Origin of the sequence: Denitratisoma sp. DHT3, from assembly GCF_007833355.1 — a bacterium.
Classification (GTDB): domain Bacteria; phylum Pseudomonadota; class Gammaproteobacteria; order Burkholderiales; family Rhodocyclaceae; genus Denitratisoma.
Genome location: NZ_CP020914.1, coordinates 1,236,733 through 1,250,440, shown reverse-complemented (window position 1 = coordinate 1,250,440; position 13,708 = coordinate 1,236,733). Strand labels below are relative to the sequence as shown.

Below are 13,708 nucleotides of genomic sequence, written 5' to 3'. Positions count from 1 at the left end.
TAATGACTGCACGAATCGCAGCGATTATTTGGCGACCTGCTTCTCCCGCAGTTCCTCCAAGGTCTTGCAGTCGATGCACAGCGTCGCCGTGGGGCGGGCTTCGAGACGCTTGAGGCCGATCTCCACGCCGCAGCTGTCGCAGTAGCCATAGTCGCCCGCCTCGATCAGAGCCAGCGACTCGTCGATTTTCTTGATCAGCTTGCGTTCGCGGTCGCGGTTGCGCAGTTCGAGGGCGATGTCGGATTCCTGGCTGGCCCGGTCATTGGGGTCGGCGAACACGGTCGCCTCGTCCTGCATCGTATGCACGGTGCGCTCGATGTCGTCCTGCAACTCCTCTTTCAGAGCCTGCAGGATTTCACGAAAGTGATTGAGTTGCTTGGCGTTCATATATTCCTCCCCTTTTTTGGCGGCATAGGGTGGGAACTGTTTCTTGTGCAGCAAATCCTCGGCCATTGTCTGGATCCGTTTATGCTTGAAAAACGGGCTTTATAAACGAATACCAGAAGCTGCGCAAGCTGGAGTCAAGGCGATGCCATTGGTCCAATGGCATGTCCATTCGGGGCGTTGGCAAATCCGGCGGGAGGAGGGGCGGATTCGACGAAGAAGATTGGTCCCGAACGGGGCGTTTCCTTGTCTGGCGGAGGCGGTGAGATTCGAACTCACGGAAGACTTTCATCTTCGCCGGTTTTCAAGACCGGTGCAATCAACCGCTCTGCCACGCCTCCGGTAAGGCCGTCACTCGATGGTTACCGCGACCGCGCCTGCGGTCGGCAAGCTCGCCGGAACGGGGCGGATTCTACCATCAGCGCCACAGCTCCCGACATGGTTTCAGGCAGTCATGTCCGCCCAGCAGTTGGGGGTTTCGTAAATACGGATGCGTTCGAGCCGGAGGCGATTGCCATAGTTGTCCCGGTAGAGCGGGGCGAGGATGGAAAAGGCTTGCTTCGCCAGATTTTCCGCAGTGGGAATGGCGTCCAGCAACACTGTTTTGTGATCGGGCAGGGACGCCAGAAATTCCACGACAGCCTTGTCGTGCCTGTAGGCCAGGAAAGCGTGATCCCACAGGTCGACCAGATGGGCCTTGGCGATTGCCTTGACGTCGGAGAAATCCATCACCATGCCTTCCTCAGGCGAACCCGCTTGCTGCATGACGTCGCCGGAGAGCGTCACTTCCAGAACGTAGCGATGGCCATGCAAATGCCGACACTGGCTCCGATGATTCGGGATGCGGTGGCCCGCGTCAAATTCCAGGCGACGGGTGATTTGCATGAAATGGACGATAATTGGCGAAACGCGAATTATATAGCCAGCCACTCAAGCTCATGAGCCCCGACAGCCTTCTGACCCCTGCCGCACACTCGCGGGACAGCGCGGGGTTGACCTATGTTTACCCGGTGATCTCTCGTCGGGCGGGGGGGGTATCGATCGGCATCAACCTGAATCCGAATAACGCCTGCAATTGGCGCTGCATCTATTGCCAGGTGCCCAACCTGACGCGTGGTGGCCCCCCCCCATTGATTTGGGGTTGTTGAGAAACGAACTTTACGGGTTTCTGGAAGACGTCGTGCGCGGCGATTTCATGTCGCGGCGCGTGCCTGCGGGAGCGCGCAAGCTGGTGGATCTGGCGTTTTCAGGAAACGGCGAACCGACCAGCGCCGCCGAATTTCCAGCGGCCATTGACGTGGCGGCCGAGGCCCTCGCGGCCCATGGCTTGCAAGGCAAGGTGATGCTGCGGCTGATCACCAATGGCAGCCTGCTGGACCGTCCCCGGGTGAAGGACGGTATTGCCCGCCTGGACGAACTCGGCGGTGAAGTATGGTTCAAAGTGGATGGCGCGACGCCAGCCGCGTTATGGCGCATCAACGATACCCGCTCCACACCGGAGGCGTTGGGGCGTCGTCTGCGGGTATGCGCGGAGCTTTGTTCGACTTGGGTACAAACCTGCGTGTTCACGCTCGACGGGCAGATGCCCGATGCCGCGGAAACCGATGCGTACGTGAATTTCTTGGCCAGATTCGCCGGGAAGATCGCTGGCGTGCTGATCTACCCCCTGGCACGTCCGTCTTTACAACCGGAGGGGACACGCCTGGGAACTCCCCCCGCTGACTGGATCAGCGTGCTTGCCGCCCGCCTGGAAGCAAAAGGGCTGACGGTGCGCGTCAGCCCTTGAGCCGGGGGCGCATCAAGCCGCCTTCTTATGGGCGCGGGCCTGCTTCTTGAGGTCCTTGAACAAGTCGGGATTGCTGGCCTTGAGGAACTCCACGACTTCGAAATCCTCTTTCTTGACCTTGCTGATATCGATCTGCTCGACATGCACGAGACGCAGCAACTGCTGAACGGGGCGCGGCATGTTCCGTCCGCTTTCATAACGGGAACCACCGCTTTGGGTTACCCCCAGCTTGGACCAGAACTGTTGCTGATTCAGACCCAGTTTATGGCGGATCTCACGGGCGTCAATTTTCTCGGGAGTTTTCATTTTCTCTCCTTGGGTACGGATGCTGTTGTGTTTAGATATATAACCGAAGTTATATATCCAAAGTATAGGGAATATATTTACAACATACAAGCTTGGCATTTTTGTGGGGTGGATCGGCTGTATCCCGAGAATCCTGGGAATCCTCCAGGGATCAGGTAAAATCCGGGCTCCTTTCCCGTTACACCGTCTTACATCTTTAATTCCAATGGCTTTGATAGTTCAGAAATATGGCGGCACCTCCATGGGGTCTCCGGAGCGTATCCGCAGTGTCGCCAAGCGTGTCGCGCGCTGGAAAGCGCGGGGGCATCAGATGGTCATCGTCGTCTCGGCCATGAGCGGCGAAACCAATCGCCTGATTGGCTTGGCAAAGGAGCTTTCCTCGAGCCCCGACGAGCGTGAGCTTGACGTGATGATTTCCACCGGCGAGCAGGTGACGATCGCCCTGCTGGCCATGGCGCTGAAGGATCTTGGCCTCAAGGCCAAAAGCTATACCGGCAGCCAGGTCAGGATCCTGACCGACAGTTCATTCACCAAGGCCCGGATTCTGGATATCGACGGCGCCAATGTGCGCCGTGACTTGGATGACGACACCGTGGTCATCGTCGCCGGGTTCCAGGGCGTGGATGAACAGGGCAATATCACCACCCTCGGTCGCGGCGGCTCCGATACCACGGGCGTCGCCCTGGCGGCGGCCTTGAAGGCGGACGAGTGCCAGATCTACACCGACGTGGATGGCGTATACACCACCGACCCGCGCATCGTGCCCGAGGCCCGCAAGCTGGACCGAGTCACCTTCGAGGAAATGCTCGAGATGGCCAGTCTTGGCTCCAAGGTGCTGCAGATCCGCTCGGTCGAATTCGCCGGCAAGTACAAGGTCAAGCTGCGCGTGCTCTCCAGCTTCGAGGAAGAAGGCAAGGAGACGGACGGCACGCTCATCACATTCGAGGAAGAAAGCAATATGGAACAACCGATCATTTCCGGCATCGCCTTCAATCGCGACGAGGCCAAACTGACCGTGCTGGGCGTGCCCGACCGCCCCGGCATCGCCTACCAGATACTGGGGCCGATCGCCGACGCCAATATCGACGTAGACATGATCATTCAGAACGTCGGACACGACGGCAGCACTGATTTCTCATTCACCGTCAATCGGGGCGAATTTGCCCGGGCACTCAAGATCCTGGAAGAGCAGGTCAAGCCTCATGTCGGCGCCCGCGCCGTCATCGGCGACAACAAGATTTGCAAGGTTTCCGCCGTGGGCGTCGGCATGCGCTCCCATCCCGGCATCGCCAGCCAGATGTTCCGATCGCTGGCGGAAGAGGGGATCAACATCCAGATGATTTCCACATCGGAGATCAAGATTTCCGTCGTGGTGGACGAAAAATACCTGGAGCTGGCGGTACGCGTTCTGCACAAGACCTTCGACCTGGACCAGGCAGCGGCCTGATTCATCGCCATCTGGTTTGACCTGAGGGGTGCAAGTCTTTATCATCGCCCCCCTTCGGAGACGTGGCCGAGAGGTCGAAGGCACTCCCCTGCTAAGGGAGCATCCGGGCAAAACCTGGATCGAGGGTTCGAATCCCTCCGTCTCCGCCAATAAAAATAAACCCAATCGATTGATTCGATTGGGTTTATTCATTTCAGGGGTTCGGTGTACTGCAAATCTACTGCAATATCAGTGAAGTCTAATGCTTTATTGACCGTCGCAAGATTCCTTCCCCGATCAGCTTTAGGGACCCATTTAGCGTAGTCCCGCAACATCACCTCTAGGGAGTGTCCGTGTTGCAAAGATACCCATAGAGGGTCAGCGCCAGCGGTCAAGGCAAGAGTGACTGAGGTATCGCGACACTCTTTAGGTGGGCGATAACGTATCTTGGCGCGGCAAAGAATTTTGGCCCATATGCTCCTTGGACAACATGGCAAGATGGCGGATAATTTTCTCGTGCGTGAGTTGAGGGATTGAGAGATCTCCGAAGTACTCTAGCCAGTAAGCATTAATGTGGCGCATGTAGATACGCATGGTCGAGTCTTCATGTTCTCGACCTGCGATCTCCTCCCACAATTTTGACCACTCCTTCAGAGTCCTACGCCGCGTCTCGCCTTGACACTCGTATTTATGGGCATTTTTATATTCTGGAAAGTGCGCTTCGAGATTGAATACATCGTCATTGATCTCATTGACGATCTGAGTACGCAGCCTCGATGCATGTTTAAGATTGCCAGCAGTGGGTTTTAAGTTAAGCGTAGGTCGGAGCGTTCTTCCCTTCCAGCGGAAATAAATTTGAATCCGATCGTTGAGTGGAACTACACCTTTCAGCTTTGAACCCATTTGTCATAGCCTAATACATCTACAAGAATTCGTCCGTCGGGCCCTCTTAAATATTCTTGACCTTCACGCCAGATGCCATCTTCGATCTTTCGCTGAAGAGCTTTCACAGAGTAGCCGGTGAGCTCCGAGAAAAGCTTCAATCGAACATACCTGGTGGAAAGTAAGGTGGACTGAGCAGGTACTTCATTCTTAATTGAATAGTCATTTTTCATAAAAAACCTTTTCATATTTGTGATGATGAAAAGATTTTCTGATCGAAGTGAAATTTTTGATCATCGGAATGCAGTAAAAAAATGCACATTCCGATTGGCCGTCCATTTTTCTGTAACCCAAGTCAATATTTGATTGGGGCATCAGCATCTATGGAAATTGCTATACGAAAAATTTTTACTCTCGAACCTAGCAATCATTCAGCAAATCCATTCACCTCACGGTTTCTGCTCCTTTGAAATCTTGGTGCTCCAACTCCTGGCTTTGTCCAACCCTTCTTTCCTGACCAGCCAGCCCAGTCCCCAGAGATGCCCTGCGACGATCACCAGTGCGCCAGCCACGACCCAAGCTTCTCCCATGGTGGAAACCCAGTCCACCCGATGTTCGCCCAGCAAAAAGATCACGACGCCGATCCCGATCAATCCGGCACCCAATACCGTTGAACCGGCAATTATCAATAGCGCCTTCAACATCCGCTGCATCGTCGGCGTCATCCATGAGCGTACGGTGCCTTTCACCGTTGTGTAGATATTGCTCATCCCAGCTTCCGCTCCTGAATTTCCTCCTCCTGCCGCGCCTTGGCCGCCACCTCCAACTCCAGCTGATCCAGCCAAGCCAACTGCGTCAGGGTTTCGGTGCCGGCCGCTGCTGGGCATAACGCCACTGAAACTGAGCACCCAGGGGACATCATGTTCACACCCCGTGGCACGCGCCTGATGTTGATGGCTCCCGGCGGCGCGGAGTCCTATCGGGGCATCTACTGTGCATTCTCTTCCACGCTGTTCGAGCAATTGACAGGATTCGTCGGCGACTGGTCCGTCGAGCAACTCACGGCCACGCTCAATGTGCGGGTGCCGATGATCAAGCGCGATCTGTACCGCATCGTCAAGGAAGTGTCGGAGTCCGGCTTCGGCAGGGAAAGGCTGGTCGAGGCGACCGCCCATGTCGCCCTGGTGGAATTCGCCCGCTACCTGAATCAGGCGGCGCTGCCGGTGCCGCCGGTGCGTGCCTCCCTGGCGGGATGGCAGATGCGGCGTATCACCGATTACGTGGAAGGCATGATCGATCACTGTCCGAGCACCGATGAACTGGCCCGACTTTGTGAAATTGGCCCGAGGCATCTGTCGAGAGCCTTCAAGGCGACAACCGGTCGCACGATCGGCGAGTATGTGCGGGATGTCCGCATGACCAAGGCCAAGAGTCTTCTGGCCGACACCGATCTTTCCCAAAAGGAAATCGCCTACCGTCTGGGATTTTCCGGGCCGAGCAGTTTTTGCGCGGTCTTCGGCAAAGATATCGGCATGACCCCCAAGCAGTTCCGAGGACGTAATAGGAACTGAACCGGAAAATCCCCGCAGCCAAGGCTGCGGGGGCTCGGTAATTGAAGCTAGGAGCTCAGATCGCGCTTTGAACGAAAGCCGCAACCGCTGCCGGATCATTCACCGGGCGAGGGTTGTACATGGCGCTGCCATCGCTCATGGTGCCTGCCACGAGTTGTTCCATCTGCGCCATGATCTTGTCCCTCTCGATAATTTCGGACAGGCGCATTGGCTGGCCGATGGTTTTCATCAGCGCTTCCACGGCGTCGGCGGCTGCATCGGCGGCCTCGCCATCACTCATGCCCGTGGTGTTGACACCAAGCGCGGTAGCCACCTCAGCCAGCTTGGCGCTGGCAAAGTCCCGATTGAAACGCATGGCGGCCGGCAGGGCGATACCGCAGCCGGTGCCGTGGTGTACGCCGAACATCATGCCTACCGTGTGCGCCAGGCAATGGGCGATGCCCAGACCTGGCCCCAGGGCGATGCCAGCCAGGGTCGAGGCCGCCAGCATGTTCTGGCGCGCGACGAGATCCGTGCCATCGGCCACGGCCTTGGGCAGATTGTCCCTGATCATACGGACCGACTGTAGCCCCACGGCGATGCTGATGGGGTTCCCCATCGGGTTCACCACGCTTTCGATGGCATGGGTCAGCGCATCCATGCCGGTACCGATGGTCATGGATTTGGGCAGGCCGGTCACCAGCGTTGGATCCAGAATGGCAACGTTCGGAAATAGCTTGAGGTCGACAATGAAAAACTTCTTGTGCAGGCGACTGTTGGTGATCACGCCCGCGCAGGTGACTTCGCTACCGGTGCCGTGGGTGGTCGGGATGGCGATGTGGGGCAACTGCGGCCCTTCGAGCCGGAATATGTTCATTGCCTGCAGCGCCGAGCAGCCGTTGGTCAGGGCGACCAGCGTGAGCTTGGCGCAGTCGATGGAACTGCCGCCCCCCAGGCTGACGATGCTGTCCGCGCCGACCGAGCGGCAGTAGTCGACCGCCGCCTGCGCGCATTCGTAGGTGGGGTCGGGGACCACCCCGTCAAAGACGCCGACGCAGCGGTCGCCGGCAGCGCGCACGGCCCGGTCAGCCAGTCCGGTGGCGCGGACGCCCGGGTCGGTGATGATTACCGCCCGTTTGGCACCGAGCATGCGCAATTCACTGTTGAGGTTGGTCAGTGACTTGGGCCCGCAGACGACTTTGGTTGGGGCAGTATGGGTGAAACTCTCCCCCTTGGGATAGTGAAACACCGAACCGAAAGTGGCGCGGTTGGCGCTGCCTTCGTTGGAGGTGTAGATGGTCTTGATCTGGGTGTAGCTCTTGAGGCCCTCTTCGCCGAATTCACGGCCGATGCCGCTGGTCTTGTAGCCGCCGAAGGGCGTGAAGTCGGAAAGCATGGCGATGTCGTTGATCGACAGAATCCCCGTACGGACCTGGTTGGCGATCTGGTGTGCCCGCCTGATATCGGTGGAATAGACGGAACCGGCCAGGCCGTAATCGCTGTCGTTGGCGATGGCCACGGCATCGGCATCGGTATCGAAGGGAATCACCACCAGCACCGGCCCGAAGATTTCCTCCCGGGCGACCCGCATGTCGTTGGTGACACCGGTCAGGATGGTCGGCGCATAGTAATAGCCATTGCCGTACTGGGGGCCGGTCAGGCGATGGCCGCCGCAGGCCACCTTGGCGCCCTCGGCTTTGCCGATTTCCACATAGCGCTCGACGGTTTCGAGCTGTTTCTTGCTGGACAGCGGACCCATCTTCGTCTCGGGCAGCAGTTGGTAGCCGATGGATAGATCCTGAACGCGCTTGGTCAGGCGCTTGATGAACTGATCGTGAATCTTGCGCGACAGCAGCAGGCGCGAGCCTGAAATGCAGATTTGGCCGGCATTGGCGAAGATGCCGGTGATGGCGCCATCGACGGCAACGTCGAGATCGGCATCGTCGAGGATGATGTTGGCGGACTTGCCACCCAGTTCCAGCGTTACCTGCTTGATGCCCTTGGCCGCCCGCTCCATGGTCTGCTTGCCGACGTCGCTGCTGCCGGTTAGGGAAATCTTGTCGACCCCGGGGTGCGCACACAATGCATCGCCCACGGTCCCGCCCGGGCCGGTAACGACATTGAGTACGCCCTTGGGAATGCCTGCTTGATTGGCCAGTTCGGCGATCATCAGCGCCGAGATCGGGGTGGACGAGGCTGGTTTGAGCACGAGGGTATTGCCCATGACCAGTGCGTGGGTGATTTTCCACATCGCCATGAGACCCGGTACGTTCCAGGGTGCGATGGAAGCACAAACGCCGATGGGCTCGTGGCGGACGATATTTTCGCCAAAGGCGAAGATCGAGCCGGAATGCTCGACGGTCTCCTCCCAAGTGAACTTGTTGGCGGCGTACCAGGCCAGGTTGCGCATCGAGTTGCAAGCCACCCACATGCCGCCGGCGGTTCCGCCCAGCGTATTGCCCATGCTTTGACTGTCGGCCATGCCGATCTTGCCGGAGTTGACCTCGATCAGGTCGGCAAACTGGAACATGATGTCGGCACGCTCACTCGGCGACAGGCCGCTCCATACGCCGGAATCGAAGGCTTTGCGAGCTGCGGTTACGGCCGCATCGACGTCACGCTCGTCGCAGCAGGGGACTTCCGCGAACGGCTGACCCGTTCCGGGATCGATGACTTGCATCGTTTTGCCGCTGATGGCGTCGACGGATTCGCCGGCGATAAACATCTTGTAGCTTTCCATGGGTGGCTTTCACATATCGTTATCGATAAGGAAAATAATAATTAAAAGTGACGGAAAGTGAAAGGGCAGGGATGCGGGGTGGTGGCTATGGGCGCCTTTCTGCCCAGCTTTTTTTTGGCGCGGGCCTGGATGCGTATGCGCCCTGCTCTTCGTCTGGATAGAACCCGACCCGGGAGTGGCGGACGATCGCTATTAATTGGTTATTAAATAACTTATCGAGACAGAAAATGTATAAAATGGCCTCTCGTAAAACCGAGCTCGCTCTGGTTGATGCTTATGGAATTGTTTCTGTTGCAGTTAGTGTTTTGATTATTAAGTAAAGAAATGAGTTTGTCGATTTTGGTTTTCATGTTGATAAACCGAGTAGACATGAGCCGGTGCGCCGGTTGAACATCCTGTCCTCAAACTGATTGCCGCAGAGTCATGACCACACAGCCCGCCATCCGCCGCAGGAACCCGATCCAGTCCCGGGCGGAGTTCACGCTGTCCGCGATCCGCGAAGCCGGCTTGAAGATCTTGGAGCAAAAGGGCGCCTCCCGTCTGACCACCAACTACATCGCCGAGGTGGCCGGCGTGAGCATCGGCGCCATCTATCAGTACTACCCGGACAAGTACGCCATTGTTGCGGACATCTGCAACGAACTGCTGCTGGCTGAACTGGGTGAATTCGACAGGATCGCCGATCAGACCATGCGCTGTGCCCGCGAATCGCTCGAGGAAACGGTGGGTTTCATGGTGCGGGAGAGCCTCGCCCGGCATCGCAAGCTCTATCGCTTCCTGAAGGAGTACTACCTCGAGATTCACTGGCGGTACGACTTCGAAGCCTATGTGGTGAAGAAGTATCCGGACCGCTACATGGCAACCGCCATGTGGCTGTCGCTCGTCCTGCAGCAACACGACGCCACGCTGCAGGTCCGGGAACATGCCCGGGCGGCCGAGCTGGTCGTCGACCTCATCAACGGCACCATTCACGCCACGCTCCAGCGACGGCCGGAGCGCATCTTCGACGAGCACTACGGCGATGACCTGGTGAACCTGGTGTTGCGTTATCTGAAGGATTCGGAAGCGTTGCGCGTGCATTGAGTTCGCGCCGTCCCTTTTTTGTTTTTCTGACCCCCAAAGTCCCAGCCGCCATGTTTTTCTATTTCGACTTCATCACCTGGTTCAAGTTGGTCCGCCTGGTTTCCCAGGAGAAAAAGGCCAAGAGAAGGCGCAGCGCCTATCGCTACCTGTTGCTGACGATTCCTCTTCGAGCGATGGGACATGCACTGTGCTTCTTCCTCGACGGCATCCTGTTCCCCGGCCTGTGGTTCACCAAGGTCAGGAACCCGGTGTTCATCATCGGCCATGCCCGCAGCGGCACGACCCTGGCCCACCGCCTGATGTGCGAAGACCAGCGTTTCAGCGCCTTCAAGTACTACGAACTGCTCTTGCCCTCGCTGATCGAGAAGAAGCTGGTGCGCTTGGCCGCCTGGGTGGACCGCACCATTCTCGGCCGCAGCATCGAGCGCCGCCTGCAGGCCTGGGAAGACAAGAAGTTCGGGCCGATGCGCCATATCCATAAGATGGGTCTGACCATTCCCGAGGAGGACGATCTGGTGCTGTTCAGTTCCTGTGCCTCGGGATTCTGGGCCACCCGGGTGCCCAATATGGACGACGTGGATTTCTTCCATATCGATCAGCGCCCCCCCGCCAGCCGGCGTCGCCTGATGGGTTTCTACCGGGAGTGCGTGCGGCGCCAGATGTATCTCAATGGCGGCAACGTGATCCATCTGAGCAAGAATCCCGTCTTCTGCGGCCGGGTCGAGGCGGTCATCGAGGCCTTCCCGGACGCCCGTTTCGTGGTGCTCTACCGCAATCCCTACGAGACCATTCCCAGCCTGCTCAAACTGCTACACACCGGCTGGAAGATACAAGGCGAGATCGACAAGCAAAAGGCGGCGCGGTCCAGTCGGGTCAGCGTGGAAATTTCCTACGAGAGCTACCTGCATCCGGACGAAGTCCTGGCCCGGCATCCGGAAGTGCCCCGCGCCATTATCGACTATCGGCAACTGGTGGCCGAACCCAAGGCCACCATGGAACGGGTCTACACCGAGCTGGGCATCCCGATGACCGAGCAATTCCGTCGGGTGTTGGAGGAAGAGCAAAACAAGTCCGGCCGCCACGAAACCGCCCATCGCTACAGCCTGGAAGAGTTCGGCCTCGACGACACGGAGATCCGCCAACGCCTGGCACCGCTCTTCGAGCGCTTCAACTGGGATGCGGACATGCCTGAAATCAAGAAACCCAAGGAGGCTGCGAAAGCATGAGCGAAACGAAAAAAACGGCAATGCCCGCTGCCGCCACCGAGGCGGCGGCCGTGCAACTTCGGGCATCCTGGGACAAGCTGATCGCCCAGCTGGAAGAAGCGCGCGACGCCATCGACGATCCGAAGCTCTGGCCGCCGCCGGCCACGCCCCGCAACCTGGCCGAAGGCTACCGCTACGTGCTGGGCTTCCTCTATGGCTCCCTGGCCCGCTGCCTGGGGCCGACCCAGGAGTTTCCTTATTTCGTCCGCGCCATCCAGCCGCTCAACCGCTCCACCATCGACAACGCCGATGCCATCTATCTGGCGGCACCCATCGACGGCAACTACAGCTACACCATCCGCGGCAAGGCCGGCGACACGCGCCACTGGCGCGGCGAGGCACCCGTCACGGAAGGCCGCAAGGCGCCCCACTACGTGATCTTCGAAGCGCCCAGCGGCTACTCCGGGGACAGCGGCAGCATCAAGGAAATGAAGCCGGGCAGCCGCACCAACTGCGATGTCCTGGACTGCAGCAAGTTGCAGGTCAATGCGGACGGCACTTTCGAGATCCTGCTGGCGCCGGAAAAGCCCGAGGGCTACAGCGGCAACTACATGCGCACGCGGGTGACCAAGACCCGCACCCGCAGCGACGGCAGCACGGAGACCAAGGAATACGTGACCCAGCTGGTGATGCTGCGCGAGCTCTGCTGCGACTGGCAGAACGAGGAGCTGCTGGACCTTTTCATCTACCGCAACGACCTGCTGGGCAAGCCCATGCCCACCTACACCCCGGAAGCGGCGGCGCAGCAGATGGAGGACATCGGCCGCTTCACCCGCAACCAGGTTTACTTCTGGAACGAGTTCTACGCCATCACCTGCGAGGCCTATGGCGACATGAACGGCGACGGCAAGTGCTTCATCCCGCGCAACGAGTTCAACCGGCCCAATGCCGCGTCCCTGGCCACTGCGGGGGGCATGGCCACCAACATCTACTGCGGCAGCATCTACGAACTGGCAGACGACGAGGCCATGATCGTGGAGCTGAACCAGCCCATCGAGCCCAACTACATCGGCTTCCACCTCAGCAACATGTGGGGCGAGTCCCTCGACTTCGCCAACTATCAGAGCAGCCTGAACGGTCTCCAGGCGCATCGCGACGCCGACAACGTGCTGCGCTACGTGATCGCTCATCGCGATCCGGGCGTCTGGAACTGGCTCGACACCACCGGCCACCCGGAAGGCTACATGGCGGTGCGCTGGGCCTATTCGGTGAAGCCCACCGAGAACCTGCCCTGGGCCACGGCGAAGAAGGTCAAGCTGTCCGAGGTGATGCAGCACCTGCCGGCGGAAACCCGATTGGCGACGCCGGAGCAACGCCGGGCCGCCATCGCCATCCGCCAGGAGCACGTGCAGCGGCGCTACCGCCAGCATTGATTCAATACCCTCAACAGAGTTCTAGGAAAGGAAAAACAATGACCCAACGACTCAAAGGCAAAGTGGCCATCGTCACCGGCGCCAGTCGCGGCATCGGCGCCGCGATCGCCAAGCGCCTGGCCTGCGAAGGCGCCAAGGTGGCCCTGGTGGCCCGTACCGTGGATCCCGGCACCAGCCGCCTGGCGGGCTCCCTGGCCGAAGTCGCCGACTGGATCAAGGCCCGGGGCGGCGAATGCATCTGCATCGGCGCCAACCTGGCCAAGGAAGACCAGCGCAGCCACATCGTGCCGGAAACCATCGCCAAGTTCGGCGGCGTGGACATCGTGATCAACAACGCCGCCTGGTGCCGCTATCAGACCACCCATGAGCAGGCCCTGAAGGATGTGCGCCAGACCTTCGAAATCAACGTGGTCGCGCCGCTGCAGCTGACCGCCCAGGCCCTGCCCAGCATGCAGGAGCGCGGCGGCGGCTGGGTGGTCAACCTCTCCAGCGCCACGGTGAATCATCCCAAGCCCGCGCCCTACGACTTCAATGAACGCTACACCCGCTTCAACCTCGAGGACGGCCCCTCCATGTACGCGGCCACCAAGGCGGCGCTGGAGCGCATGACCGCCGGCCAGGCGGTCGAGCTGGCCAAGTTCAACGTCGCCATCAACACCCTGGCGCCGGTCGAGGCCGTGATGAGCGAAGGCGCCGTCGAAATCGGCACGGTGGATGCCCAGGCCCATCTGGAGCCGGAAGAGGCGATGGCCGAGGCCGCCCTGGAACTGTCCTCGCGCGCCCCCAAAGAACTGTCCGGTCGGATCCTGTTGAGTCTCAATCTGTTGCGGGAGTTGGGCATTCATACCGTCAAGACCCTGGACGGCACTCAGACTCTGGCCAACTACATTTTCTGAGTCCACATAGGGGATCG

15 protein-coding genes and 2 tRNA genes are annotated in these 13,708 nt (G+C 59.2%); 8 read left to right on the top strand and 9 right to left on the bottom strand.

Annotation, left to right across the window (positions count from 1 at the left end):
- Positions 1-24: 24 nt before the first annotated feature.
- From dksA to queD, 3 genes are all read right to left on the bottom strand, one after another.
- Positions 25-453, bottom strand: a complete 429-nt coding sequence (dksA, locus tag B9N43_RS05635) for an RNA polymerase-binding protein DksA (protein WP_145841338.1) — start codon at positions 451-453, stop codon at positions 25-27.
- 182 nt (positions 454-635) lie between these two features.
- A tRNA-Ser gene (locus B9N43_RS05630) sits at positions 636-725 on the bottom strand.
- Between the two features lie 103 nt (positions 726-828).
- The gene (gene queD / locus B9N43_RS05625) at positions 829-1,269 is read right to left on the bottom strand and encodes a 6-carboxytetrahydropterin synthase QueD (RefSeq protein WP_145843459.1); all 441 of its coding nucleotides are present in this window, start codon (positions 1,267-1,269) and stop codon (positions 829-831) included.
- 256 nt (positions 1,270-1,525) lie between these two features.
- On the opposite strand from queD, the gene B9N43_RS05620 reads away from it, so the two are divergent.
- A complete protein-coding gene (locus B9N43_RS05620; RefSeq protein ID WP_315904559.1) occupies positions 1,526-2,170 on the top strand; it encodes a radical SAM protein in 645 nt (214 codons plus the stop codon).
- A gap of 12 nt (positions 2,171-2,182) precedes the next feature.
- Here the strand turns inward: B9N43_RS05620 and B9N43_RS05615 are convergent, their stop codons facing one another.
- Positions 2,183-2,476, bottom strand: coding sequence for a helix-turn-helix domain-containing protein (locus B9N43_RS05615; RefSeq protein ID WP_145841337.1), 294 nt, complete (start codon positions 2,474-2,476; stop codon positions 2,183-2,185).
- Between the two features lie 205 nt (positions 2,477-2,681).
- On the opposite strand from B9N43_RS05615, the gene B9N43_RS05610 reads away from it, so the two are divergent.
- Together B9N43_RS05610 and B9N43_RS05605 are read left to right on the top strand one after the other, a co-directional pair.
- Positions 2,682-3,923, top strand: coding sequence for an aspartate kinase (locus B9N43_RS05610; RefSeq protein ID WP_145841336.1), 1,242 nt, complete (start codon positions 2,682-2,684; stop codon positions 3,921-3,923).
- A 56-nt stretch (positions 3,924-3,979) separates the two neighbouring features.
- Positions 3,980-4,072, top strand: a tRNA-Ser gene (locus B9N43_RS05605).
- Between the two features lie 256 nt (positions 4,073-4,328).
- On the opposite strand, the gene B9N43_RS05600 is transcribed toward B9N43_RS05605, so the two are convergent.
- The 4 genes from B9N43_RS05600 to B9N43_RS17520 form a co-directional block, all read right to left on the bottom strand.
- Positions 4,329-4,805, bottom strand: a complete 477-nt coding sequence (locus tag B9N43_RS05600; RefSeq protein WP_222428817.1) for an Arm DNA-binding domain-containing protein — start codon at positions 4,803-4,805, stop codon at positions 4,329-4,331.
- Positions 4,790-5,017, bottom strand: a complete 228-nt coding sequence (locus B9N43_RS05595) for an excisionase (protein WP_145841335.1) — start codon at positions 5,015-5,017, stop codon at positions 4,790-4,792. Before B9N43_RS05595 ends, B9N43_RS05600 begins: the two co-directional genes overlap by 16 nt.
- A gap of 216 nt (positions 5,018-5,233) precedes the next feature.
- Positions 5,234-5,554 carry a hypothetical protein gene (locus B9N43_RS05590; protein WP_145841334.1) on the bottom strand — a complete coding sequence of 107 codons (321 nt, stop codon included), beginning with the start codon at positions 5,552-5,554 and terminating at the stop codon, positions 5,234-5,236.
- Positions 5,551-5,679 carry a hypothetical protein gene (locus B9N43_RS17520; RefSeq protein ID WP_261379395.1) on the bottom strand — a complete coding sequence of 43 codons (129 nt, stop codon included), beginning with the start codon at positions 5,677-5,679 and terminating at the stop codon, positions 5,551-5,553. Before B9N43_RS17520 ends, B9N43_RS05590 begins: the two co-directional genes overlap by 4 nt.
- A 25-nt stretch (positions 5,680-5,704) precedes the next feature.
- On the opposite strand from B9N43_RS17520, the gene B9N43_RS05585 reads away from it, so the two are divergent.
- Positions 5,705-6,355, top strand: coding sequence for a helix-turn-helix transcriptional regulator (locus B9N43_RS05585; protein WP_145841333.1), 651 nt, complete (start codon positions 5,705-5,707; stop codon positions 6,353-6,355).
- A gap of 55 nt (positions 6,356-6,410) precedes the next feature.
- Here B9N43_RS05585 and B9N43_RS05580 read toward each other — a convergent pair whose 3' ends face one another.
- The gene (locus B9N43_RS05580) at positions 6,411-9,074 is read right to left on the bottom strand and encodes an aldehyde dehydrogenase family protein (RefSeq protein ID WP_145841332.1); all 2,664 of its coding nucleotides are present in this window, start codon (positions 9,072-9,074) and stop codon (positions 6,411-6,413) included.
- A 423-nt stretch (positions 9,075-9,497) separates the two neighbouring features.
- Between B9N43_RS05580 and B9N43_RS05575 the strand changes: the two genes are divergently transcribed.
- Genes B9N43_RS05575 through B9N43_RS05560 form a run of 4 tightly spaced genes read left to right on the top strand, consistent with a single transcriptional unit; the run spans position 9,498 to position 13,691 of the window.
- A complete protein-coding gene (locus B9N43_RS05575; protein ID WP_145841331.1) occupies positions 9,498-10,157 on the top strand; it encodes a TetR/AcrR family transcriptional regulator in 660 nt (219 codons plus the stop codon).
- 50 nt (positions 10,158-10,207) lie between these two features.
- Complete coding sequence (locus B9N43_RS05570) at positions 10,208-11,383, top strand: sulfotransferase family protein (protein WP_145841330.1); 1,176 nt, start codon at positions 10,208-10,210, stop codon at positions 11,381-11,383.
- Entirely contained in the window at positions 11,380-12,795 is a 1,416-nt protein-coding gene (locus B9N43_RS05565; RefSeq protein WP_222428816.1) for a hypothetical protein, read from the top strand. The genes B9N43_RS05570 and B9N43_RS05565 overlap by 4 nt, the downstream gene beginning before the upstream one ends.
- Before the next feature lie 38 nt (positions 12,796-12,833).
- Positions 12,834-13,691: an SDR family NAD(P)-dependent oxidoreductase gene (locus B9N43_RS05560; RefSeq protein ID WP_145841329.1), complete on the top strand. Its 858-nt coding sequence runs from the start codon at positions 12,834-12,836 to the stop codon at positions 13,689-13,691.
- Positions 13,692-13,708: the final 17 nt, after the last annotated feature.

Excerpts from the sequence above, each read along its gene's own strand:
- B9N43_RS05570 (WP_145841330.1), top strand. The coding sequence starts at position 10,208 with ATGTTTTTCTATTTCGACTTCATCACCTGGTTCAAGTTGGTCCGCCTG.
- B9N43_RS05595 (WP_145841335.1), bottom strand. The coding sequence starts at position 5,017 with ATGAAAAATGACTATTCAATTAAGAATGAAGTACCTGCTCAGTCCACC.
- B9N43_RS05575 (WP_145841331.1), top strand. The coding sequence starts at position 9,498 with ATGACCACACAGCCCGCCATCCGCCGCAGGAACCCGATCCAGTCCCGG.
- B9N43_RS05565 (WP_222428816.1), top strand. The coding sequence starts at position 11,380 with ATGAGCGAAACGAAAAAAACGGCAATGCCCGCTGCCGCCACCGAGGCG.
- B9N43_RS05590 (WP_145841334.1), bottom strand. The coding sequence starts at position 5,554 with ATGAGCAATATCTACACAACGGTGAAAGGCACCGTACGCTCATGGATG.
- B9N43_RS05585 (WP_145841333.1), top strand. The coding sequence starts at position 5,705 with ATGTTCACACCCCGTGGCACGCGCCTGATGTTGATGGCTCCCGGCGGC.
- B9N43_RS05560 (WP_145841329.1), top strand. The coding sequence starts at position 12,834 with ATGACCCAACGACTCAAAGGCAAAGTGGCCATCGTCACCGGCGCCAGT.
- B9N43_RS05600 (WP_222428817.1), bottom strand. The coding sequence starts at position 4,805 with ATGGGTTCAAAGCTGAAAGGTGTAGTTCCACTCAACGATCGGATTCAA.
- B9N43_RS05580 (WP_145841332.1), bottom strand. The coding sequence starts at position 9,074 with ATGGAAAGCTACAAGATGTTTATCGCCGGCGAATCCGTCGACGCCATC.
- queD (WP_145843459.1), bottom strand. The coding sequence starts at position 1,269 with ATGCAAATCACCCGTCGCCTGGAATTTGACGCGGGCCACCGCATCCCG.
- B9N43_RS05610 (WP_145841336.1), top strand. The coding sequence starts at position 2,682 with ATGGCTTTGATAGTTCAGAAATATGGCGGCACCTCCATGGGGTCTCCG.
- B9N43_RS05615 (WP_145841337.1), bottom strand. The coding sequence starts at position 2,476 with ATGAAAACTCCCGAGAAAATTGACGCCCGTGAGATCCGCCATAAACTG.
- dksA (WP_145841338.1), bottom strand. The coding sequence starts at position 453 with ATGGCCGAGGATTTGCTGCACAAGAAACAGTTCCCACCCTATGCCGCC.